We start from the raw sequence: 21,004 nt of genomic DNA, 5'->3' as shown, positions 1-21,004 counted from the left end.
AGTATCAAGTATCCAGTATCAAGTATCCAGTATCAAGTATCCAGTATCAAGTATCCAGTATCAAGTATCCAGTATCAAGCGTCCAGCATCCAGCATGAACGATTACCGCATTCTCATTGTCGACGACGAAGCGCGCATGTGCGCCGTGCTCAAGGCGGCGCTGGAACCGGAGGGCTATGCCGTCGCCACCGCCACCAGCGGCACCGCGGCGATGAACGCGCTCGACACGCACGCCTTTGATCTGGTTTTGACCGATCTGCGCATGGAAGGGCCGGACGGCCTGCACGTGCTGGTCTTCGCCAAGCAGCGCCACCCGCAGTGCGAAGTGATCTTGATGACGGCCTACGCCACGGCGCAAACCGCGGTCGAGGCGATGAAGCGCGGCGCGTATGATTACATCATCAAACCCTTCGAGCTTGATGAACTCAAGCTCAGAATCCGGCGGCTGGCCGCGAGCCGGGCGCTGGCGGAGGAGAACCGCAGCCTCAAGCGCGAGCTGCGGCAGCGTTACTCCGTGGAGAACATGATCGGCAAGAGCGGCGCGATGCAGGAAGTTTACAAGATGATTCACAAAGTCGCGCCCAGCGATGCGACGGTGTTGATTCGCGGCGAAAGCGGCACCGGCAAGGAACTGGTGGCGCAGGCGATTCACTATCTCAGCCCGCGCGCCGACAAACCGTTTGTGACCATCAACTGCGCGGCGCTGCCGGAGAATCTGCTGGAGAGTGAGTTGTTCGGCTATGAAAAAGGCGCCTTCACCGGCGCCGACAAGCGCAAACCCGGACTGTTCGAAGTGGCGGGCGAAGGCACGATCTTTCTCGATGAGATCGGCGAAATCTCCCCGGCCATTCAGGTGAAGCTGCTGCGCGCGCTGCAGAACCGCCAGATCATCCACCTCGGCGGCACCGAGGCGATCACCATTCGCAGCCGCACCATCGCCGCCACCAATCGCGATTTGGAAGCGGGCTTGAAGAGCGGGTTGATTCGCGAGGATTTCTACTATCGCATCAATGTCTTTCCGATCACGATTCCCTCGCTGCGCCGCCGGCTGGAAGATCTGCCCGATCTCATCGGCCACTTTCTCACCAAGGCCGGCAAGACGCCGGCGGCAATCACGCCCGAGGCCATGGAAAAGCTGCGTCTGTATTCCTGGCCGGGCAACGTGCGCGAATTGGAGAACGTCATCGAGCGCGCGCTCATCATGGCGGGCGGCCAGGCCATCAGCATGGCGGATTTGCCGCCGCACCTGCAGGGCATTCAAAAGCTGCCGACGTCATTCGACATTCCGGAGGAAGGCATCAACCTGGAAGACATGGAGCGGCGGCTGGTGCACCGCGCGATCGAAAAAGCCGGCGGCAACAAGAGCCGCGCCGCCAAACTGCTCGGCATCACCCGCCGCAAGCTTTATTCGATGCTGGAGAGGTTGGGGTAGGCGTTGGGCTTGTCAAAGTTGAAATCGAATTCCAAATTCTCTTGCCAACTGATAGAAACGACCCGACGGATACAAATCCTTTCCATCGATCGGTCTTTTTCTATTCGTTGGAAAATTTCTGTGCTGCCCGGCGGAATCGCTGTCTGTCGAAAAACGAGCAAGCCTGGGCAGCGGTTGCCGGTGAAAGGAATCCACCTCCTGGCGCCGTTCCAGTCCTTGCGCCCAGCCGACTCTGCTTCGCCGCGGTGATTCTTGTCTCCAAGCACACGCCTCACTCAAAACAACTTTCCCCACGCCTCCTTGAGCGACACCGGCATCATCACCAATCCGTCTTTCACCACCGGACTGAGCAGCTTCACGGCCTCGCGATTGGCGACACGGCGCGCTTGCTGGCGCACGAAGTTTTGCCCGCCGGCGAGCAGGTAATTCTTCGCCAGCACGCCCAGCCGCAGGGTGAGAAAGGCATTGGCGATACCCTGCAACAGCGAAGCGGCAATCAGTTGAAATCCGGGAATCGCGCCCAACACGCCCATGCCGAGATTGGGGAAAACCTGCTCCAACTGCAGGTCTTCCAGGCCTTCCGCAATCAAGGCCGCAGCCAGGACCGTGGCATACATTCTGACCAACTGCGGCAGCGGCGGCCGAAAACCCAGACACTCCACCAACTCCCGCAGCATGCGAAAATTGGTGGCGATCACCATCACGGCGTCCAGCCGGCCGTTTTGCGAAACGGCGGTGGCCACGAACACCAGCTTGGCGTTGCGCGCCACCAACGCCGTCATCAATTGTGCGCGCTGCGCGAAGAGGGCGCGCAACGGCTCGCACAGATCGCCGCCCAACTGCAGGGTTTCCTGCAGATGCGCGCGTTCTTCCGCACTCAAGCGGCCGTGTTTGAGCAGCCTGCGGGCCACGCGCCGGCAGGCTGCGGCCTCCGGCACATTACCGTTCGCGGCAAAGGCCTGCAGCGGAATGGCCGGCGCTTTGAGCACCGCCAAGACTGGACGCACGAAGAGAAAAAAGGCGAGCAGCAGCGTCAGCAGATAGAAGCCGGCTTCCGCTGCCGGATGCAGCGCGCCGAGTTTGGCGCCGATGACCAGTATGTTTCCGATAATCAGAATCAACAAAAAGAACAGCGCCGCTCCGCCCAGCAGGAGCCAAAAGGAAGCAGTTTTGCGGTTGTCTGACATGTCGCTTCGCATGAGAAGAATTCAAGGTTGTGCGGCGGGCGGCTGCGTGCGCAGCGAGGAAACGATGTTGCCTTCCATGCCGTGAATGAGGGACATGATGCCGGTTTCCGGCTCATAAAGCAGGCTGTGTTTGACTTCGACAAAATAGTCCGCAATTGTCTGCCGCAGTTTCGGCCGCTCGATTTCTTCGGTTTGATAGTGATCCCACACGTCCCAAATGATGATGCCGAAGCCGACAATCAACCCCAGCAGTCGGCCGCCGGTCTTCGCCGTCACTTTGCCGCCGGTCTTCGCCGCCACTTCCGCGGCCGCTTCGCCCGCGGCTTTGCCGGCCAGCTTGCCCGATACTTTGCTGCCGAGGTTGGTGAGCGCCGGGCTGAGCGTTTGCGCCAAGAACACGCCGCCGCCCACCGAAGCCACCGTCGCGGCTTTGAGCGAAAGCGCGATTTCACGATTGCCTTCGACCTGCGTCGTCAGCACAGCGATGTCGTTGAGATAGCGCTCCCACTCCGGCTGGGGAATTTTGTATTCTTCCGGAATGCCGGCCAGCCCGGCGGTCAAGCGGCTCACGTACACCTCCAAAACTTCGGTGGTGATCCGCTCCAGCTCCAACTGCGCGATTTGCGGGCGCAGCACGCGCTGGGCAAACTCCTGCTGCACTTCTTCGGTGATGCGCGCGGCCGCGTCCGGTTCGTCGGCAAAAACATAATGCTTCACCGCGTAGCCCAGCGCCTTGAGCCCCAGTTTCTGCTGATTCCAATAGCCGAAATACCAATCGAGAAAATCATGATCGACCCGCCACATCAAGTCTGCGCTCCAGGCCTCGAGCTTTTGCGTTGCCGTGGTTTCCGCGGCGGCATGCGCCTGCCGGAGCGAGGCCACGATCGCCGCATCGACTTGTGACCAGTCGATCGGCGGCGCCGGAATCGGCTTGGTCACGCGTGCGGGCACTGCCACTTCGCGGCCCAGCCACCATTTGCCCAGCGCGGCGGCGACAAGGAGTACAACAATCAACCAGAAAATCTTTGCGAGCAGGCCCGCCCAGGCATTGAGTTTGTCCGAGTCCATAAAGCACTTTCGCAAAAAAGTAAAATCGCCATCAGCGTGAACGCAATTGCAGCCCTTCCCCGATTTTGTACCTGCCGGGAATCGTGACCGGCAAGCGGCCGGTGAGATTGATTTCGCCGGTGAGCGCACGCGCAATGGCGGCCTCGCCGACCCGGGCACCGTTGTAAGGCGTCAGGATCGCCGCCGTCGCCGGCAGCTTGGCGAGCACGTAAGGATCGCCAAACGCGACGGTGATGACCGGCTGGGGCAATACCGCCGCGCCTGCCAGCAACTCCTGCAATGCCGGCGAAAATCCGGTTTTGCCCTTCCACGCGCCGATCGAGAGATAAATGCCAAGCACAATCACCTCCCCGGCTTCAGCTTGCGCCGCTGCCTGCACCAGCTCGCGCGGCGATTCATTCGACAATCGCACCAGGGAAACTGCCGCCAGGCGGGATTCAAGTTGATGCTGCAGTGCGCGCCCGAATTCGGCATTGGGCTCGTCCGAGACCGCGATGATCTTGAGGTGCGCCGTCGCGGGCAAAGGCAGCAGATCGCCTTGATTGCGCAACAGCGTCACCGAGGCGTTCGAAATTCTATCCGCCAACGCCTCGGTTTCCGGCGCCGCTACGATCTCCGAGATTTTTTCAATCTCGACGACACGGGAGCGGTCGAGGCCCAACCACGACTTGACCAGCAACACCCGGCGCACGGATTCGTCCAAACGCGTCATGCTCAGGCGGCCGGATTGCAACGCGTGCAACACACTGTTGAAGGAATCATCGAAATCTGCCGCGATGAGAAAAACGTCGGCACCGGCCTCGAAGGCAAGTACCGCTGACGCGGCGGCGCCGTAGTGATCGGTGATGCCCTGCATGACCATGCTGTCGGTGATGATGACTCCTTGAAAACCCAGTCGCTGCCGCAGCAGTCCGGTCAAAATCGGAGCGGACAAAGTAGCCGGACGGCCTGCAGGATCCAATTGCGGCAGCGCGATATGCGCCGTCATCACGGCCTTGGCGCCCGCGGCAATGCCGGCTTGAAACGGCACCAGCTCGAGCGCGGCCAACCGCCTGGCATCGAACGGCAACACCGGCAATCCCATGTGCGTGTCGTGCTCGGTGTCGCCGTGGCCGGGAAAGTGTTTGAGGGTGGCGATCATGCCGCCCTCTTGCAAGCCGCGCACACAGGCCGCGACGAATTCGGCAACTTGCGCCGGATCTTCGCCGAACGAGCGCGTGTTGATGATCGGGTTGTCGGGATTGCTGTTGACGTCGGCGACCGGCGAATTCGTCCAATGAATGCCCACTGCCCGCGCTTCACGCGCCATGGCCAGGCCGAATTCATACGCGAGTTGGGGATCACCGGTCGCGCCGAACGCCATCATCGAAGGAAAGCCGGTGCCGCCGCCGGAGACAAAGCGCGGCACTTCCGGCATGCGGCCGCGCGTCCACCACCAGGGCAAATGATAAGTGAGGCCGCTTTCGAGATCGGAGTTGATGAGCAGCGGAATTTTGGCGGCGCGCTGCAGCGCGTTGGTCATCAGCGCGATGTCCGTGAGCGTGCCGCCGCCGAGAATGAAGCTGCCGACGTGATAACGCTGCACCATTTCTTTGGCGTAGCGGAAATTGGGACTCTGCTGGTGGCTGTAGAGCGCCACGAGATCCGCGACAAAGAGCTGGCCGACTTTTTCTTCCAGCGACATCGCCGCCAGCGTCTTCTCGACCCAGGCCTGATCTTGCGCCCGGCCGGCAACAGCCAGCGTGAGGAAGAAAAAACTCAGTAGAAGATTTTTGAATGAGGGCATATGATGGGAGATGAAGAGTTCGCGTGCGCCGTCCGATGGGGCAAGCAGAGCGTTGTTGCGTTGCAGGAGTTGTCCTTCCTCATGGTGAATTTCACGTGTCCCATTAGCAAAAATTGGCGTCAAGCGCAAATAGTTTTCAGAACGGCGTCCCCCACCTCGGACGAGTGCTCATGCCGGGGAAGAGACCTGCGGCATGACACCATGAGGGCGGGAGGAATCACGCCACGCGCCTCATTGACTATCCTGCTCACAAATGTTATATTCGCCCACCGCCGCAAAATTGCGGCAGCCTTGCCAAGGCCGCCGGACGGCAGGATTCCCGGAACGATGACGATGACGCAACTCAACCTTCAAAATTTGAAACAGGCGCTGGCCACTGAGGCAGAGATCGTGTTTGCCTAACTGTTCGGCTCCACCGTGACCGGCGAAACTTCGGTCCTGAGCGATGTCGACGTGGCCATTCATCCCGATCGCCGGCTGAGCCTGGACGAACGCCTTGCCATCATGCAACGGCTGGGAAAGAAGACCGGCCTGTAGAATCTCAAGGTGACGTTTCTAGATCGCTTGGAGAATCTTTATTTGCACAACCACATCATCGACTCCGGCGTGCTGCTGGTGGATCGTGACCGCGACCGGCGCGAGCTTTTCAAGGTAATGGTGCAGCACCGTCTGTTCGGTTTTCGATACCACCGCAAACTCTACCTGGGAGAGTAAATGAACATTGGAAGCACCTTATGATCGCAACCCCTCTGCAATATTGTGAGCATCCTTTTTTCTATCGCCGGCGGCCGACGCATGAAGTGAAAGTCGGCGAGGTCGGCATCGGCGGCAACCATCCCATCCGTGTGCAGTCCATGACCATCGCGGATACCATGGACACCGCCGCCACCGTCCGGGAAACCATCCAGCTTTACGAAGCCGGCTGCGAGATCGTGCGCATCACCGCACCCTCGATGAAAGAGGCGGAAAACCTGCGCGCCATCAAAGCCGAGCTGCGGCGGCAGAACATTCGCGTGCCGCTGGTGGCGGACATTCACTACACGCCCAATGCCGCGCTGGTGGCGGCCGAGATCGTCGAAAAAGTGCGCATCAATCCCGGCAACTATGCCGACAAGAAGAAATTCGAGGTGCGCGAGTATACCGACGCGGAATATCAGGCCGAGCTGGAGCGCATCGCCGAACGCTTCACGCCGCTGGTGCGGAAATGCCGGGCCAACGGCGTGGCCATGCGCATCGGCGTGAATCACGGCTCGCTCGCCGATCGCATCATGAACCGCTACGGCGACACGCCCGAGGGCATGGTGCAGTCCGCGCTGGAATTCCTCCGCATTTGCGAGGCGCACGGCTACCGGGACATCGTCGTGTCGATGAAATCTTCGAATCCGCAGGTGATGATCCAGGCCTATCGCCTGCTCGCGGCGCGCATGTATGAACTGGGCATGACGTATCCTTTTCATCTCGGTGTGACCGAAGCAGGCGACGGTGAGGACGGCCGCATCAAATCCGCGGTGGGCATCGGCGCGCTGCTGGAAGACGGGCTGGGCGATACCATTCGCGTGTCGTTGACCGAGGATTCGATTTACGAAATCCCGGTGGCGCAGGCGCTGGTGCGCAAGTTCAACGCCGCGGCAGCGCGCACAGAGACAGTTCCAGCCGGTGTCCTCCATGCTCCGGTTTCGCCGGAGGATTTCGGCCGCGTGGTGAAACCCTACGAGTACAACCGCCGTGTCACGCAGCCGGGGACAATGCCCGGCTTGACCTTCGGCGGCAAGGAGCTGGTGCGCGTGGGAATTTCGCTGGCACACAACCAGGTCGCGGCGGAAGAAGTGCGCAGCCTGGTGCCTGCCGCGGGTTTGGGAAAATTCAAAGTGCTGGGCGCGCCCGAGCCGCCGGCGGAGAATTTCGCCGAGTGGCTCGAGACCGGCGGCCAGAGCTGGGATTTGCCTCGCGCCGCAGATTGCCTGAAAGCCACCCGGCAACAGGCGCCGCTCGCCTCGAATTGGCAGAACGTGACTGGCGCACAGGAGCCAATCATCGTCTTGCTGCCCATGGCTGCGGCCACCGCGGAAACGATTCGTGCCAGCCGGCAGCAGGCACAAAAAACCGGCGGCCACGTGCAGGCCGTATTCACAACGGAAACGATTGCCGCTGGCTCCGCCTTCGCGCAGGTGGATTTGCTCAAGAGCTTGCTCGCGGCGGAGTGCCCGTGGTCGATCGGCCTCACCATTCCCGGCAATCGCCTCGGCCAGGTTGGCTTGGTGCGCATGTTCGTTGCTTATCTCGAGCGCATCGGCGTGAGCGTGCCGCTGGTGTGGCGCTATCAAATTCCCGGCGAGAGGGCCAAGGCGGATGCCGAGGGCCAGGACTGGCGCCTCGATGCCAGCAGCCAGCTCGGTTCGCTGTTGTGCGACGGCCTGGGCGATGCGCTGATCATCGCGGGCGCGATCGCACCGGCGGAAGCGCTGCGCTTCAGCTACAATCTGCTGCAGGCGACGCGCTTGCGTATTTCCAAGACCGAATTCATCTCCTGCCCGAGTTGCGGCCGCACGCTGTTCAATCTGCAAACCACTACCGAGCGCATCAAAGCCAAGACCGGCCATTTGAAGGGTGTGAAGATCGCGATCATGGGCTGCATCGTCAACGGCCCGGGCGAGATGGCTGATGCCGATTTCGGCTACGTGGGCACCGGCCAGAAAGTGGTGAGCCTGTACGTCGGCAAGGAATGCGTGCAGCGCAACATTCCCGAAGAAGAGGCGGACCAGCGGCTGATCGAGCTGATCAAGGCACATGGCAAGTGGGTGGAACCGGCAGGCACGGAGCAATCGCCTGCCTGATTGGTGTCCGTCTGCAATCACCACCGCCCTGGCGCTTCTTGATGAACAGGAGTGCGTCTGATCCGATTTGAGCACGTTCAAGAAGAGGGGAAGTTGGCTCCTGCAAGGTGAAATTGTTGCCTCAAAAGCAAAGAAGTATTTCCAACTGATCGAAACGACCCAACTGATACAAGTCATTTCCCTCGGTTGGGTTGTTGCTATCGGTTGGCGATTTTCTTTGAGCTAGAGATTTTTCGCGTTACGGGGCGAGTTTCCCAACCTAGCGCGTTTTTCGAATGCGTGCGCAGGAATCGTAGCCTTGCCCCCTCGTGGGGCACTATGGCAACCGCGAATTTACTGGCTTTGCCAGCCGCCCACCAGGGGCGGGGACTACAAACCTGCCACCCAATTGAAAAGCGCTGCAACCTGGTCAAACTAATTGCAAGAGGCATGAACGTGAGAGAGTTCGAGGCCACGGAGGCCGGCCGGCAAGTGGAAGGCGAACGTTCCTCACCGCCGGCAGTTCACCATTCTTCCGCCGCCCAGCGTCCGCATGCCGAGTTGCTCGAGTTCATTTCCACGGTCCCCCTCACCGCATTTGATGAGGCCCAATTCAACCGGTTGGCGCTGAAAATTTTTGCCCATCAAATCCGGGAGAACGCGGTCTACCGCAAGTATTGCGAACAGATTGCACCGGCCGCGCTTGCTCCCCGCCACTGGCTGGAAATTCCCGCAGTCACCACCAGCGCCTTCAAGCAGGTGCCTCTGGTGTGTTTTCCAACCGAACAAGCCGCATTCATCTTTCACACCAGCGGCACCACGCAAGCGCGCAGCGGCAAGCATTACTTTCGCACGCTGGAATACTATCGCACCGCGGCCTTGCGCAGCTTTCAAGCTTATTGCCTGCCCGATCGGCCGCAGTTGCGCATGCTGTTCCTCGGTCCCACCGCCGAACACTTTCCCCATTCCTCGCTGGGCTGCATGTTCACAGCGATTCGCGAGGAATGGGGCGCGCGCGGCAGCGCTGCGTTCATGACGCCCGCCGGACTTGATCTAGCCGGGCTTCGCCGCGCCATTGTGCGCGCACAACAGGAGCGGGTGCCGATCTTCCTGCTGGGCACGGCCTTCGCGCTGCTGGAAGCTCTCGAGGCCTTTGTGGCCGAGGACTTCGAGCCGAAGTTGCCGCCGCACAGCCGCATTTTGGACACCGGCGGCTACAAAGGCCGGACGCGCGAGCTACCGCGGCAGGAATTTCAGCAAATGCTGAGCGCGGCTTTCGGTGTGCCGCCGGAATGCTTGTTGAATGAATACGGCATGACCGAATTGAGTTCGCAATTCTATGCCAGCCGGTTGCCGGGCGTGCCGCTGCAGGATCACAACCCCAACGTCAAGTTCATGCCGCCGTGGGTGCGGGTGCTGGCAGTTGGTCCGGAAAACCTGCAGCCGCTGCCGCCGGGCGAAACCGGCCTGCTGCGCATTTTCGATTTGGCGAACATTGATTCGGTGATGGCGATTCAAACCGAAGACGTGGGCCGCGCCTGGCAGGATCGCATCGAACTGGAGGGCCGGGCGAGCGCGGCAGAATTGCGCGGCTGCTCGCTGCTGACGGAGAGGATTGAGTGAAGAATTGCCGGCGGAAATTTCGCCGCGGCTGAGGGCTAGAGAACTTGGCAGAAAGCGCAGCAGGAAAAGAAATGAATCGTGGTTTGCTGATGGCAGGCTATCATGGCCCTGTCATCCCAATAAGGGCGAGCCGCAACGGCAGGGACAATGAGACAGAGCTTGAACGAAACGTATCCTACCCATCTAAAACTTGCCGGCGCGAATTCTTTCAAGATATTCCAAGCCTTCAAGATCAATCTTGCGGCCGGCCGCGGCTTTCAATGCAATCAAGTCATCAAGGCAAACCAAGTTAACCGGTACTTCTTTTACGTAGGCGACCTCACGCCTGAGCCACGCGGCTTCAAAATCTAGCCCCGGGACCTCCGTGAGAACATCCAACCGCAAGTAGTCTTCAAAAATGGTTATCTTGCTCTTTGCAAAATCCTCCGGCGTCGTCAGGTAGGCCGTTCCGAAACGCAGGCTCTTGAGGACAGTCAAGATGCCTGCGCAGGTCTGGAGGTCGGGTATGATGGCAAGATCCAGATCTTTTGTGAAACGAGGGATACCGTGCATGATGGCTGCAAAGCCGCCGATCACCAGGTATCTAATCCTCGCCTCGTGCAGCGCCTGCAGCAGCTCCAGATATTTTTCGAGCATGTTGTTCTCGTAGGGAGGCCTGCGCCCGCAGCGCCAACTCGATGGCGGCCATCATCATCTCGAAGCGCTCGCCCGGCGTGAATTGCAGAAACCAGCGAATCTTCGCTTCCATGGTTTCGTGCTCGAAACCGTAACGGACTCTTGGCTCAAAAGGCATGCGTTCCATCTGTTTGACGTGATGCGATTGTTGTGAAATATAGTAAGCGCCAGGCTAGCTTGCAACCATGAATTCTGCAAACACCGCAATCCCACCGCAACCGTTTTTCGTACCACCCTTGCTCGCCAAACTGGGTGACTTCCAACACCCTTCTCCGGCTGAAGTGGCCGCGCTCGTTGCAGCTTTGCAGCGGCCCACGATTGGCTTTGGTTCCGACTCAGACTCCTGGCAGCGCCGTGCCCTCGCCGCCTGGCACGCCGTGGCCCGCGCCTGGGAGAATTGGAGTTTTCCGGGCGCAGAAAAAGTCCTGGCTCAGCTCGAAACCGCGACCCGCATGAGCCGGGCGGTGTTGCGCGAGAGTATTGCCAATCATTTTCGCGTGCTGGTGGCGGATGACATGCGAGACTGGCTGGCCGAAATCCGCGAGGCGCGCGCCGGCGTCACGCCCGAAAAAGCGCTGCCGGACTTGGCGTTCATCATTGCGGCAGGCAACATTCCCGGCGTTGCCCTGCAACCGGTGGTGCAGCTTTCTCTGCTCGGCATTCCCACTTTGGTCAAAAACGCCAGTGAGGAGTCCCATCTGCTCCCTGCGCTGCTGGCCACGTTGGCGCAACAAGATGAAGCGATTGCCGGACGCCTGGCCGCGCTGAGCTGGCCGCGCACGCAACCTGCCCTCACGCAAACGGTGCTCGCGGCTCAGCCCGCGGTGGTCGCTTTTGGGGATGAAGACACCGTGGCGCAAATACGCACCGTCGCGCCGCCGCAGTATGTGCCGTTGGGCGATCGCTTCAGCGCAGTGCTGCTGCAGGCCTCTGCTGCCCGGCCTGAAACCTTGCGCCGATTGGCCTACGACTACTTCATGTTCGACGGCAAAGGCTGCCTATCCCCGCAAGTTGTGCTCGTCATTGCGGACACGTGGGACGAGGTGGCAAATCTTGCCCTGCATTTCGCCGGCATTCTGGCGGAAGAAACCAGCCGCTGGCCGGCCGGCGGCTGGGCGCTGGCGGAAAAGGCGATGATTCAGCAATGGCGCGGCGAATGGCGGGCGCAACGCGCGGCGGGCGAAAACGTCGTGCTCTACGAACCGCCGGACACCGCGTGGACCGTAGTCGCGGCGGAGGATTGCGATCTCGCGCAGCGCGTGGCATTTCGGGTCGTGCGGCTGTGCTGGGTGGGCAATCTGCCGGAAGCGATGAACGTGGTGCGCAACTACAGCCACAAGTTGCAGGCGCTCGCAGTGGCGCTCGCTGAAGAACAGGATCTCGCGCAGCTCACGCTCGATCTCGCAGAGGAGGAAGAGCTGCTCGGCCGGCTGATTTGCGCGCCCGGCTTCCTGCAACGGCCGCCTTTTGCCTGGCTGGAAGTCAATCACGCCTGGCTGGCGCTGCTGCGCGGACTGTGAGGCGCGCACCGCCGCTCAGCCCAATGTCGTCAACTTTTGAGGGAGAATCCGTTCCAACCTTGGCTGGGCCAGGGTTTTGTGATCGTTTTTGCAACGCGGATCCACCGACAGCATTCCACGGCGCAGCCGTGGAAAGAACCACGCCGAAAAGTCAGCGGCATTGGCCTCTCAGCCAACAACAAAACGCGGATGAACGCTGTGCCGGCCTGATTTTCACTTGCTTTCACTTTCACCCGGCGCTATCTTGGCGCGAGTTGTGAGCATTGATTGCGCAAATGTCACAAACGGAAGCTCAGATCATGGCTACTGGCGCCCCCACCCACGCGGATGAGCGCAGACTGCTGTACCGCAAGCTGAAGGCCGAAAAGTTCAGCCGCTATTTTCTGCTGATCGTCCTGGTCGGCACGATGTTTATGTTCTACAACGTCGTCAAGATTTTTCTGCTGCCGGTGCTGCTGGCCACGGTCTTCTCGACGCTGTTCTATCCTTTCTATGAGCGGCTGCGCCGGCTCTTCCGGGGTAATCGCAGCCTCAGCTCATTCGCCTGCTGCGTCATCCTGCTGCTGGGCCTGCTGATCCCGGTTTACATTTTGGCCGCGATGGTGGCCCAGGAGGCCATTGCCTTCTTCCAAACCGCGCAGGTGGAAATTCAAAAGATCCTCGCGCAAGGCGAAGCCAGCGTTTTGGCCCGGATCATGGACTCACAACTGGCGAAGTTCCTGAATCTCCAGGAAATCGACTGGCACGCCTACCTGCAGGAGAGCGCCAAGACCATCGGCACCTGGCTGGCAAAATTCATCAATGAAACTTCGCAGGGCACCATCGCCCTGATCACCAATCTGTTCGTGATGCTGTTCACGATGTACTACTTCTTCAAAGACGGCGAGCGGCTGGTGCAGCGGTTGAAATACCTCAGCCCACTGGATGACGTTTATGAAGAAGCATTGATCCTGCGCTTTGCCTCGGTGGCGCGCGCCACGGTGAAGGGCACGCTGCTGATCGGCATGATCCAGGGCTTTCTCGGCGGCTTGACGTTGTGGCTGTTCGACATCAGCTCGCCGATTCTGTGGGGCGTGATCATGGTGGTGCTGTCGATTCTGCCCTCGGTGGGCGCCTGGCTGGTGATGGTGCCGATTGCCGTCATTCAGGTCGCCACCGGCAGCGTGTGGGCGGGACTCGCGATTGCGTTCATGGGCATGGTGGTGATCGGCAACATCGACAATCTCATGCGGCCGCGGCTGGTGGGCCGCGATGCCGGCATGCACGATTTGATGATCTTCTTCTCGACGCTGGGCGGCATCAGCGTGTTCGGCGTGATGGGCTTCATCGTCGGCCCGGTGATCGCGGTTTTCTTTCTGACCATTTTGGACATTTACAGCGTCGAATTCAAATCCCATCTCGAGCTGTCGCGCGAGAGCGGTGCGATTGAAGGCCTGCCGGGGAAAAAGCCGGCGGCGCGCAAACCCACGGCCACGCCGGAGCCGCCCGCCGCGCCCAGCCAGCAGAGCGAACCGGCCAGCCCGGCCGCAACCGAGGCGCCGCCGCCGAGTTCTGCAGTGGGGGAGAAAGCAGTGGCGAGGAATTGAGATGGAATGCGAAGCCAAACGCGGCTTCCGCGCGATTCACTGCAAGGATGTTTTTTGGATATTTTCGGGTGATCCACCAGCAGCCAGATGCGAGACACGCCAGCACTGCACGCATGCGGGCGTAATGCTTGTCTTGCCGAGAGCGGGGCGATTCATCGAGGTTTTTCCATGAGCAAGCCGGTGCAGATTTTCTTGTGTCATGCCAGCGAAGACAAGCCGAAGGTCGTCGAAGTCTATCGCTTCCTCCAGCAGCAGGGTTTCAAGCCGTGGCTGGATAAGGAAGATTTGTTGCCGGGGCAGCGCTGGGACGAGGAGATCCCCAAAGCCCTGCAGGCCTCGGATTTTGTTTTGATTTTCCTTTCTCAAATTTCAGTGTCTAAGCGAGGATATGTACAAAGAGAATTCAAATTAGCTTTGGAGATACTGGAAGAGATTCCCGAAGGGCAGATTTGTGTGATTCCGATACGGCTCGACAATTGTTCAGTCCCTGACCGTTTTCGTGAACTGCAATACTGTAATCTGTTTGACGATGGTGGCTTGGACAAGATCTGTCGTGCCATACGCGCCGAACCGAAAACAAGTAAGCGGAGGCAAGCCAATGCATCTGTAGCCAGTGGTCGGTCCCTTAGGTTTTCCAAGAAAGTGGGCAATCTCTCCACGAGTGGGACGAAGTCGTACGCCAACCTGATGAAACCAGTGCGGCTACGTTCCCGTCCTCGACACAATTTTTCGCGGAAAGATGTTAAAAACATGCTCATAGAGATGGGTTTCTTTGATGCAGGTTTGAACAAGATGGGCAAGGGGCTGCAACATCTATACGAGGCTATTGAACAAAACAACGCCAAGCTTGTATTTGACCGCGCGACCAGTTTGATATGGCAGCAAGCGGGATCCGAGAAACTCATAGTCTTTGAAGAAGCGCGACAATACCTCGAACAACTGAATCGAGATCGATTCGGGGGCTACAGTGACTGGCGCCTGCCGACACTGGAGGAAGCAATATCATTGATGGAGCCAACAAAAAAGAATGGTGGCTTACATATTGATCCAGAATTTGATGGAACTCAGCGATGGATTCGAACTGCAGATGTGCCAGTGTTGGGCGAAGCTCGGGACGCCAACTTCAATGAAGGCCGCTGCAACAACAATAGTATTGCCACTACTAATTACTATATCCGTGCAGTGCGTTCCGGACAATCTTGATCATTTGGTCATTTGAATCATTTGGTCATTTAGGACCTCAGATTACTGAACTACTTCGCAATTGCAACAGCTTGCTCAAAATGGGTGGTGAAGCATGATGCAATCGGGACATGTTCGATGGACTTGGCACGTGCTCTTGGCGTTCGTATGCTGGACGGCAGCGGCGAACGCGCAGACGCCGTTCTACGGCAAACGTTATGCGGTGGTGGTCGGCATCAACACCTATCAGCACTCACACTGGCCGAAGCTATCTTATGCCCAAAAGGACGCCGCGGGATTTGGTGAGCTGCTCGAGGAGCTGGGGTTCACGGTCTATCCGCTTTATGACGCCAACGCCTCGCGCGCCAAGATTGTCTCACTCTTGGAAGACGACTTGGCGCCGAGCCTGGCGGCCAACGATGCCATTCTGTTTTTCTTCGCCGGCCATGGCACGACGCGGCGATACAACGACGAGGATTATGGCTACATTGTCCCCTACGATGCCACCAACAAAGCCTCGACGCTGATTTCCATGGAAGAGCTGCGCACGCTGTCCGCTAAGATGAGTCGGGCGAAACACCAGGCGTTCATCATGGACTGTTGCTACGGCGGCCAGCTCGGCGTGCGCGGCGTGAAGTTGTCGGAAAACATCCCAAACTACCTGCGAGAAGTGAGCACCCGTGTTGCCCGGCAAATTCTGACGGCCGGCGGCAAAAACCAGCAAGTGACAGACGGCGGGCCGGGTGGTCACAGCATCTTTACCGGTTATCTGCTCAAAGGTATTCAGCAAGGCTTGGCTGATTTCAATAAGGATTCCTGGATCACCTTCAGTGAACTGGTTGCTTATATCACCCCGGCAGCCACCAGCCGGCTGCAAACGCCGGGGTTTGCCACCTTGCCGGGTCATGAACAGGGCGAGTTTTTGTTTCCGACGCTGCCGCCGGTTATTCCATCGCCCGGTCTGCGTTTTCGAAGCGCTGGCGCCACGCTTTCCGATGATGAAGTAAAACGTATGCTTGTGGCAAATGATTTCTTTGACAGTTCTGACAATCCTCGTGGGAAAGGAATCATTCATCAGTTCCGGTCAACTACAAGCAAGGGACAGTTGCTGGTGATAGACGATGCCACCGGGCTTACGTGGCAGCAGGGTGGGTCTGATGATCCGATGAGATTCTCGGCAGTGCAAGTCTACTTGGATCTGCTGAATCGACAGGAATTTGCTGGCTATAGCGATTGGCGTCTGCCCACGCTCGAGGAGGCGATGTCGTTGATGGCCCCGGAGAATGGCTTAACAGGCTCATATCTCAATTCTGTATTTGACAAGAGGCAGGAGTGGATCTGGACGGTAGACAAAGACAAGTTGGGCGAGGCGTGGAACGTTTCTTTTACCGATGGCACGTGCCACCGCTACTTCACGGGCGTCCCCTGCTACGTCCGTGCGGTGCGTTCCGGACAATCTTGATCATTTGGTCATTTGAATCATTTGATTATTTTCTTTTGTGTGCAGCCCTCGGTGCCGGGTAGAAACCTCGAAAATTTTTTGAAAAATGGTGGCGCCGGGGCGCACGATGGTTGCGTTTTTCAAGGCATGCGCCAATGATTGGGTCGGAAAAGAAAAAACGGGAAGACCACGAAGGGGGTCTTCCCGCAAAAGGTGGTTGAGTAAGGACTCAATCACCGGCACTCGGGTATCCCTGGCCGGTTGCTCGCCAGCAGAGCCGGCGTCCGTTTCCCCGAGTTTTTGTCGGGCGGGAGGTGTCCGCGGGGGTGTGCGTGGAAAGAGCGAGAGGTTGCGCTGGAATCAGTCGCGCAGCATGGGTTGGTCGGTCGGCCGGTGGAGGTGTTTTCCTCCGGCCTTTTTTATTGGGTGGCGGAAAGAGCGAATGCGGCGGCGGGCGGGATCAGGGGATATCGCCGAAGCGCCTGGGCTGCCAATCCAGGTCGCGATCCACTTCGAAGCCGCGGAAGTTTTGGCTTGTTCCACATAGAACGCCTCGGGATGAATTGTCCGGCCGCCTCGAGCTCGGGATGAAGTTCGATGAAGCCGCCGCCGAGTCCTGCGGTGGCGGAGAAAGGAATCGCGCCGAATTGAGCCAGTGCGCCAGGCATTTCCGTTATCACTATCCGCCAGAATCGCGCTGAGGTCAGGGATCAATCAATCAGCTCGATTTGAAGCCGCTTTCCCAAGGCCAGTGCCGCACGTCCCAAAGTCTGCAAAGTAACGGAATCATTGGCAGGATCAAGCAGACGCTCAATCGCTGAACGGCTTGTCTGCATTCGCTCTGCCAGAGCGGCTTTTGAAATACTCTTGGATTCCATCAATTTCGCAATTTGAAGAGCAACCACGCGCTTGACCGCGACGGCTTCAGCTTCGGCAAGCAAGCCTTCTTCGCTGAGGAAATCATCAAAATTGCTGCCCAAGTGTTTCTTATTCATCACTCAACTCCACAAATTCGACAGTCGTTTTTTCGCGAGATTCAAATCATCTGATGGTGTCTTCTCTGATTTCTTGATGAATCCGTGCAGGAGCACCATCACATTCTTTTCAACCGTAAAAAGGACGCGAGCAATTCGGTTGCCTAATTTTGAGCGAACCTCCCAAAGACCAACATCCAATTTTCGGACTGAAGGCATTCCCAACGGCCATCCCAATTGCACCGTTTTCATATCTTCTCCAATGATTTTTCTGTCGCCACGGGGCAAGTTCTTGAGCCATTCTCGAACAGGCTCATTACCTGATTCACTTTTGTAGAATATGACTGTTAAGCGGAATTCTATGCTCATCGGCATATGTACCAATTTTGGTACTCATTGTCAAGTTTCAAAATAATCTTTTAAGTGTTCGACGCGCACCAAACTTCACATGCCACGGTGATACCTGTTGCTAACTTTGAAAGCCAGACAACTCCGGTTCCAAGCGCCTGCCTTAAGATGTTGACAAAGTAGATATTGCGTTTCTTTGCCAATCTGGCGAAGCCCGCAGCCCTATCTCGCCCACCCACCGCAAGAAAAAAAATTTAGCAAAACTAGACCTCTGGAAAAGCTTCAGATACAAACCATGCAACTTTTGATCACCAACTAATCCATTGCTTCTCAACCGGGGGCGTATTATATTGCGCCACGCAAAAAATGGGGGTTGGGCGGATGGATGGTTCTCTCATCAAAGTCTTTAAAAAACAATAAGCACACCCTTTGGCCCGCATTTGAAACTGTACTCCTGCTGCTGCGTTTTCGAGACTGAATCGCGTTATGACCAGGTGAGAGTTCTTAGGATCATCTAACAGTTCGCCGGTGACGGAGACCACTATGGCATTCGCCATCCAACCTGATGACTATAGCTGCGGCCCGACGTGCATCTACAATGCGCTGCGCTTGTTGGGCAATGCAGATATCTCCTTGGGCCGCATCAAAAAGGCGTGCGGCACCCGCCCTACCAGTGGCACCACGGAAAACGGTCTGCAACGCGGCCTGCGCCGTCTGGGCTATGAAGGCAGGGCGCAAAGCTGGGATCGCAAGAGCCACGGCCGGCAGGCGCTCGCCTGGGTGCGCGAAGAACACAGCCAGGGCCACCCGGTGATTCTGTGTGTCGATCGTTTCGAGCACTGGATTCTGGTGGCCGGCTCGAAGAGCCGCTCGTATTTCGTGCTCGACCCCGAGCGCGGCAGCAGCCGTCGCGCGAAGATCTACCGCGTATCCGGCACGGAGTTGCTGCGGCGGTGGTGGAGTTATGACAGGGCCTCCGGCGCCGGCAGCTACTACGCCGTTGCGATGGAACCGCGCACGCAGAAGTCGCTGCGCCTGGCGCAGAAGGCGCTGCCGCTCACCAATCCCGAAGTGCTCGACCGGCTGCGCGAAAGCTCGAATGATCTGCTGACGGTTTCGGATGCCCTGGTGAGCATGTTCGGCGATGTCAAGAACGGCAAGCACGTTTCGGATCTGCTGCTCAAGCGCATCGCGCCGATCTTGAAGAACCGGCGCTCCGACTCGGAATGGGCGGGCTTGGATTACGCCACGCTCTATCAGCAGTTGCTCAACTTCCTGGCGTTTGCCAAAGGCCGCAAGCTCTACTATCGCCCGCGCCACCGCGAGAAGGCGCTCATCGATCTCACGTTTCTCATTCTGCTGCACACGCATGCGCAATCGCGGCAGCAGCAGGTGGTGGCCTGACAGCCGGATTCGCAGCAAGCGCAATAAACAAGCCCCGCTCGGTTTCCCAGGGAAATCGGGCGGGGCTTTGTATTTGAGGTGGTGCCGTGGCGCGCCGGCTATGCTTCCTCCAGCGCGTTCTCGGCGACAGGCAATTCCACAATGAATCTCGCGTAGCTCCCCAATTCGCTTTCCACCTGAATCTCGCCGCCGTGATCGCGAACGATCTGCTGGCTCAAGCTCAGGCCCAGGCCGGTGCCTTCATCCTTGTGTTTGGTGCTGAAGAAGGGGGCAAAAATGCGGGGCAAATTTTCGGGCGCGATGCCGATGCCGGCGTCCACCACCGTGGCGCGCAACCGCTTGTTGCCGTCCGGCTTGGCCACCAGCGCGGTGTGAATGGCGATCACCTTTTCCGGATGCTCGCCCGGATACTTCAGATTGAGGGCATACTGGGCATTGCTCAGCAGATTGACGAAGACTTCCTGAATCTGCTGGCAGTGACAGCTCACCGGCGGCAAATCCGGCGTCGCGGTGTTGTTCACCCGAATGCCGTCTTTGGCCAGACGCGGCTGCATCAAACTGAGCGCGGCGGCAATGACACCCTCCAGCGGCGTGGTGAGGCGCTCCTGCGGCCGCGGCCGGGCAAAGGCGAGAAGATGGCGCAAGATGCCGGTGACGCGCTCGCCTTCGGCAATGACGCCGCGCAGCAGGCCGGCCTCTTCGGTTTCCGCGGGCATGCGCTCGTGCAGGAGCTGGGCGTAACTGATGATGCCGGTCATGCGATTGATGATCTCATGGCCGGCGTGAGCAGCGAGATCCACCAATTCCGTCAGGCGGGCGAGATGATGCTGATTCCCGGTCCCCGGCTCCGCCGTGCGCACTTCGCGCAGGCTGGCCAGGGCGCCGATCAACTCCTGGCGCGCGTCGAAGAGCGGGGAAAGGTTGATCGCCAGCTCGCGTTCGCGCCGGCCTTCCCGCCAGACGCACACGCGGCGATCCTGCACTTTGGCGGCCTGCCGCAGCGCAAGCTGAAAAGGATCACCCTGCCCTTCCGCCGGTCGCAAGGCCCAGCGCTGGGAGGCATGCCGCAGCTCGCCCTCCACCAATGACAAGCCGGCGAAATCCTCCGCGCGCAGGGCCAGCAGCGTTTCCGCCGCGCGGTTGTGAATCGCCGGCCGGCCTTCGCCATCCATCACCAACAATCCGTCATCGAGGTTGCGCAACACCAGCTCACGCCACTCGGCAGCGCGCTGCAATTCATCTTGATAGAGGCGTTGTTCCGTCACTTCCCGCGCGATCCCGAGATACAATTCGCGCGACAGCGGGGTGGCGATCAAATCGAAAACGCGCAGGGCGCCGTCGGCCTGCGTGACGGTCATCTCCCCGCGAAAATCAGCGGCGGCCAGCAGCGCGCTGAAATCTTCCTGATCAAGACTGGTTTCGGCCATGACTTCCGCGAGGGAGCACCGCAGCAAATCGGCGCGCCGCCGGCCCCACAATTCACAGAAGCTGTCATTGACCTCCACCAACTGCATCTCGCCGTTGGCGAGAAACATCAAGTCGCGGGCTTTGCGAAAGGCGTGGAGGAAACGTTTTTCCGGGGCCGTCGCGTGCGGGCCGCGCAGGCCGGCCATGCGATGCAGAATGCGGCCCAAACGGGCGCGCGGCCGCAGCCGTTCCGGAGCCGCTTCGATTTCAGCAGAGAGCGGCTCGCCCAGACGCGCGACAATCGCCATGGCCAGCCCGATGCCTGCGAGGGGAACCAGGCAGGTCACGACCGGCTGCAGGAGCTGCGGGCTGAACGCGAATAGAAAATAACTCGTGACCAAGAGGGCCGCAGCCGGCAACGCCAGCCGGGGCAGGGAAAGAGTGGACCAAATCGGCGGCTGCAACGACCGAAAGATTTCTCGAAGCCTCATCCTTGAGCCTCCAGTAATGCGCTGGCAGTGGAACGCTGGCAAGGTGGAGTGCGTGTTGGCGTGCGCG

The 21,004-nt window shown here is 59.0% G+C and carries 21 protein-coding genes; 11 read left to right on the top strand and 10 right to left on the bottom strand.

Annotation, left to right across the window (positions count from 1 at the left end):
• Positions 1 to 94: 94 nt before the first annotated feature.
• On the top strand, positions 95 to 1,432 hold the full coding sequence (locus L6R21_05935; GenBank protein ID MCK6558722.1) for a sigma-54 dependent transcriptional regulator: 1,338 nt from the start codon (positions 95 to 97) through the stop codon (positions 1,430 to 1,432).
• Here L6R21_05935 and L6R21_05930 read toward each other — a convergent pair.
• The 4 genes from L6R21_05930 to L6R21_05915 are packed head-to-tail and all read right to left on the bottom strand — an operon-like array spanning position 1,405 to position 5,473.
• Positions 1,405 to 1,698 (bottom strand): hypothetical protein, encoded by a 294-nt coding sequence (locus L6R21_05930; GenBank protein MCK6558721.1) that lies wholly within the window; start codon positions 1,696 to 1,698, stop codon positions 1,405 to 1,407. The two genes, L6R21_05935 and L6R21_05930, sit on opposite strands and share 28 nt — an antisense overlap.
• Before the next feature lie 9 nt (positions 1,699 to 1,707).
• Complete coding sequence (locus L6R21_05925; GenBank protein MCK6558720.1) at positions 1,708 to 2,619, bottom strand: YcjF family protein; 912 nt, start codon at positions 2,617 to 2,619, stop codon at positions 1,708 to 1,710.
• A gap of 21 nt (positions 2,620 to 2,640) precedes the next feature.
• A complete protein-coding gene (locus L6R21_05920; protein ID MCK6558719.1) occupies positions 2,641 to 3,687 on the bottom strand; it encodes a hypothetical protein in 1,047 nt (348 codons plus the stop codon).
• A 31-nt stretch (positions 3,688 to 3,718) separates the two neighbouring features.
• Positions 3,719 to 5,473, bottom strand: a complete 1,755-nt coding sequence (locus L6R21_05915) for a glycoside hydrolase family 3 protein (GenBank protein MCK6558718.1) — start codon at positions 5,471 to 5,473, stop codon at positions 3,719 to 3,721.
• Between L6R21_05915 and L6R21_05910 the strand changes: the two genes are divergently transcribed.
• The 5 genes from L6R21_05910 to L6R21_05890 all read left to right on the top strand — a co-directional run bounded on the left by L6R21_05910 (position 5,474) and on the right by L6R21_05890 (position 9,909).
• The gene (locus L6R21_05910) at positions 5,474 to 5,875 is read left to right on the top strand and encodes a hypothetical protein (protein MCK6558717.1); all 402 of its coding nucleotides are present in this window, start codon (positions 5,474 to 5,476) and stop codon (positions 5,873 to 5,875) included.
• 15 nt (positions 5,876 to 5,890) lie between these two features.
• A complete protein-coding gene (locus L6R21_05905; protein ID MCK6558716.1) occupies positions 5,891 to 6,010 on the top strand; it encodes a hypothetical protein in 120 nt (39 codons plus the stop codon).
• Between the two features lie 9 nt (positions 6,011 to 6,019).
• On the top strand, positions 6,020 to 6,187 hold the full coding sequence (locus L6R21_05900; GenBank protein MCK6558715.1) for a hypothetical protein: 168 nt from the start codon (positions 6,020 to 6,022) through the stop codon (positions 6,185 to 6,187).
• A 20-nt stretch (positions 6,188 to 6,207) separates the two neighbouring features.
• The gene (ispG, locus tag L6R21_05895; GenBank protein ID MCK6558714.1) at positions 6,208 to 8,307 is read left to right on the top strand and encodes a (E)-4-hydroxy-3-methylbut-2-enyl-diphosphate synthase; all 2,100 of its coding nucleotides are present in this window, start codon (positions 6,208 to 6,210) and stop codon (positions 8,305 to 8,307) included.
• Between the two features lie 429 nt (positions 8,308 to 8,736).
• Positions 8,737 to 9,909, top strand: coding sequence for a long-chain fatty acid--CoA ligase (locus tag L6R21_05890; GenBank protein MCK6558713.1), 1,173 nt, complete (start codon positions 8,737 to 8,739; stop codon positions 9,907 to 9,909).
• A gap of 183 nt (positions 9,910 to 10,092) precedes the next feature.
• Here L6R21_05890 and L6R21_05885 read toward each other — a convergent pair whose 3' ends face one another.
• On the bottom strand, positions 10,093 to 10,545 hold the full coding sequence (locus L6R21_05885) for a nucleotidyltransferase (GenBank protein ID MCK6558712.1): 453 nt from the start codon (positions 10,543 to 10,545) through the stop codon (positions 10,093 to 10,095).
• A complete protein-coding gene (locus L6R21_05880) occupies positions 10,493 to 10,711 on the bottom strand; it encodes a hypothetical protein (protein MCK6558711.1) in 219 nt (72 codons plus the stop codon). Before L6R21_05880 ends, L6R21_05885 begins: the two co-directional genes overlap by 53 nt.
• 58 nt (positions 10,712 to 10,769) lie before the next feature.
• Between L6R21_05880 and L6R21_05875 the strand changes: the two genes are divergently transcribed.
• The 4 genes from L6R21_05875 (at position 10,770) to L6R21_05860 (ending at position 16,334) form a co-directional block, all read left to right on the top strand.
• Positions 10,770 to 12,104, top strand: a complete 1,335-nt coding sequence (locus L6R21_05875) for a hypothetical protein (protein ID MCK6558710.1) — start codon at positions 10,770 to 10,772, stop codon at positions 12,102 to 12,104.
• A gap of 299 nt (positions 12,105 to 12,403) precedes the next feature.
• The gene (locus L6R21_05870; protein MCK6558709.1) at positions 12,404 to 13,690 is read left to right on the top strand and encodes an AI-2E family transporter; all 1,287 of its coding nucleotides are present in this window, start codon (positions 12,404 to 12,406) and stop codon (positions 13,688 to 13,690) included.
• A gap of 168 nt (positions 13,691 to 13,858) precedes the next feature.
• The gene (locus L6R21_05865) at positions 13,859 to 14,893 is read left to right on the top strand and encodes a TIR domain-containing protein (protein MCK6558708.1); all 1,035 of its coding nucleotides are present in this window, start codon (positions 13,859 to 13,861) and stop codon (positions 14,891 to 14,893) included.
• 94 nt (positions 14,894 to 14,987) lie between these two features.
• Positions 14,988 to 16,334 (top strand): DUF1566 domain-containing protein, encoded by a 1,347-nt coding sequence (locus L6R21_05860; GenBank protein ID MCK6558707.1) that lies wholly within the window; start codon positions 14,988 to 14,990, stop codon positions 16,332 to 16,334.
• Here L6R21_05860 and L6R21_05855 read toward each other — a convergent pair whose 3' ends face one another.
• The 3 genes from L6R21_05855 to L6R21_05845 all read right to left on the bottom strand — a co-directional run bounded on the left by L6R21_05855 (position 16,335) and on the right by L6R21_05845 (position 17,656).
• Positions 16,335 to 16,556 (bottom strand): hypothetical protein, encoded by a 222-nt coding sequence (locus tag L6R21_05855; GenBank protein ID MCK6558706.1) that lies wholly within the window; start codon positions 16,554 to 16,556, stop codon positions 16,335 to 16,337.
• A 467-nt stretch (positions 16,557 to 17,023) separates the two neighbouring features.
• Positions 17,024 to 17,308, bottom strand: coding sequence for a helix-turn-helix domain-containing protein (locus L6R21_05850; GenBank protein MCK6558705.1), 285 nt, complete (start codon positions 17,306 to 17,308; stop codon positions 17,024 to 17,026).
• Positions 17,309 to 17,311: 3 nt separating this feature from the next.
• Entirely contained in the window at positions 17,312 to 17,656 is a 345-nt protein-coding gene (locus L6R21_05845) for a type II toxin-antitoxin system RelE/ParE family toxin (protein MCK6558704.1), read from the bottom strand.
• A 522-nt stretch (positions 17,657 to 18,178) separates the two neighbouring features.
• Between L6R21_05845 and L6R21_05840 the strand changes: the two genes are divergently transcribed.
• Entirely contained in the window at positions 18,179 to 19,039 is an 861-nt protein-coding gene (locus L6R21_05840; GenBank protein MCK6558703.1) for a cysteine peptidase family C39 domain-containing protein, read from the top strand.
• A 98-nt stretch (positions 19,040 to 19,137) separates the two neighbouring features.
• Here the strand turns inward: L6R21_05840 and L6R21_05835 are convergent, their stop codons facing one another.
• Complete coding sequence (locus tag L6R21_05835) at positions 19,138 to 20,937, bottom strand: ATP-binding protein (protein MCK6558702.1); 1,800 nt, start codon at positions 20,935 to 20,937, stop codon at positions 19,138 to 19,140.
• Positions 20,938 to 21,004 lie beyond the last annotated feature (67 nt).

The sequence above is a fragment of the bacterium genome (assembly GCA_023150945.1).
In the GTDB taxonomy this organism is placed as follows: Bacteria; Zhuqueibacterota; Zhuqueibacteria; order Zhuqueibacterales; family Zhuqueibacteraceae; genus Coneutiohabitans.
This window is presented reverse-complemented; position numbering and strand designations above follow the sequence as displayed.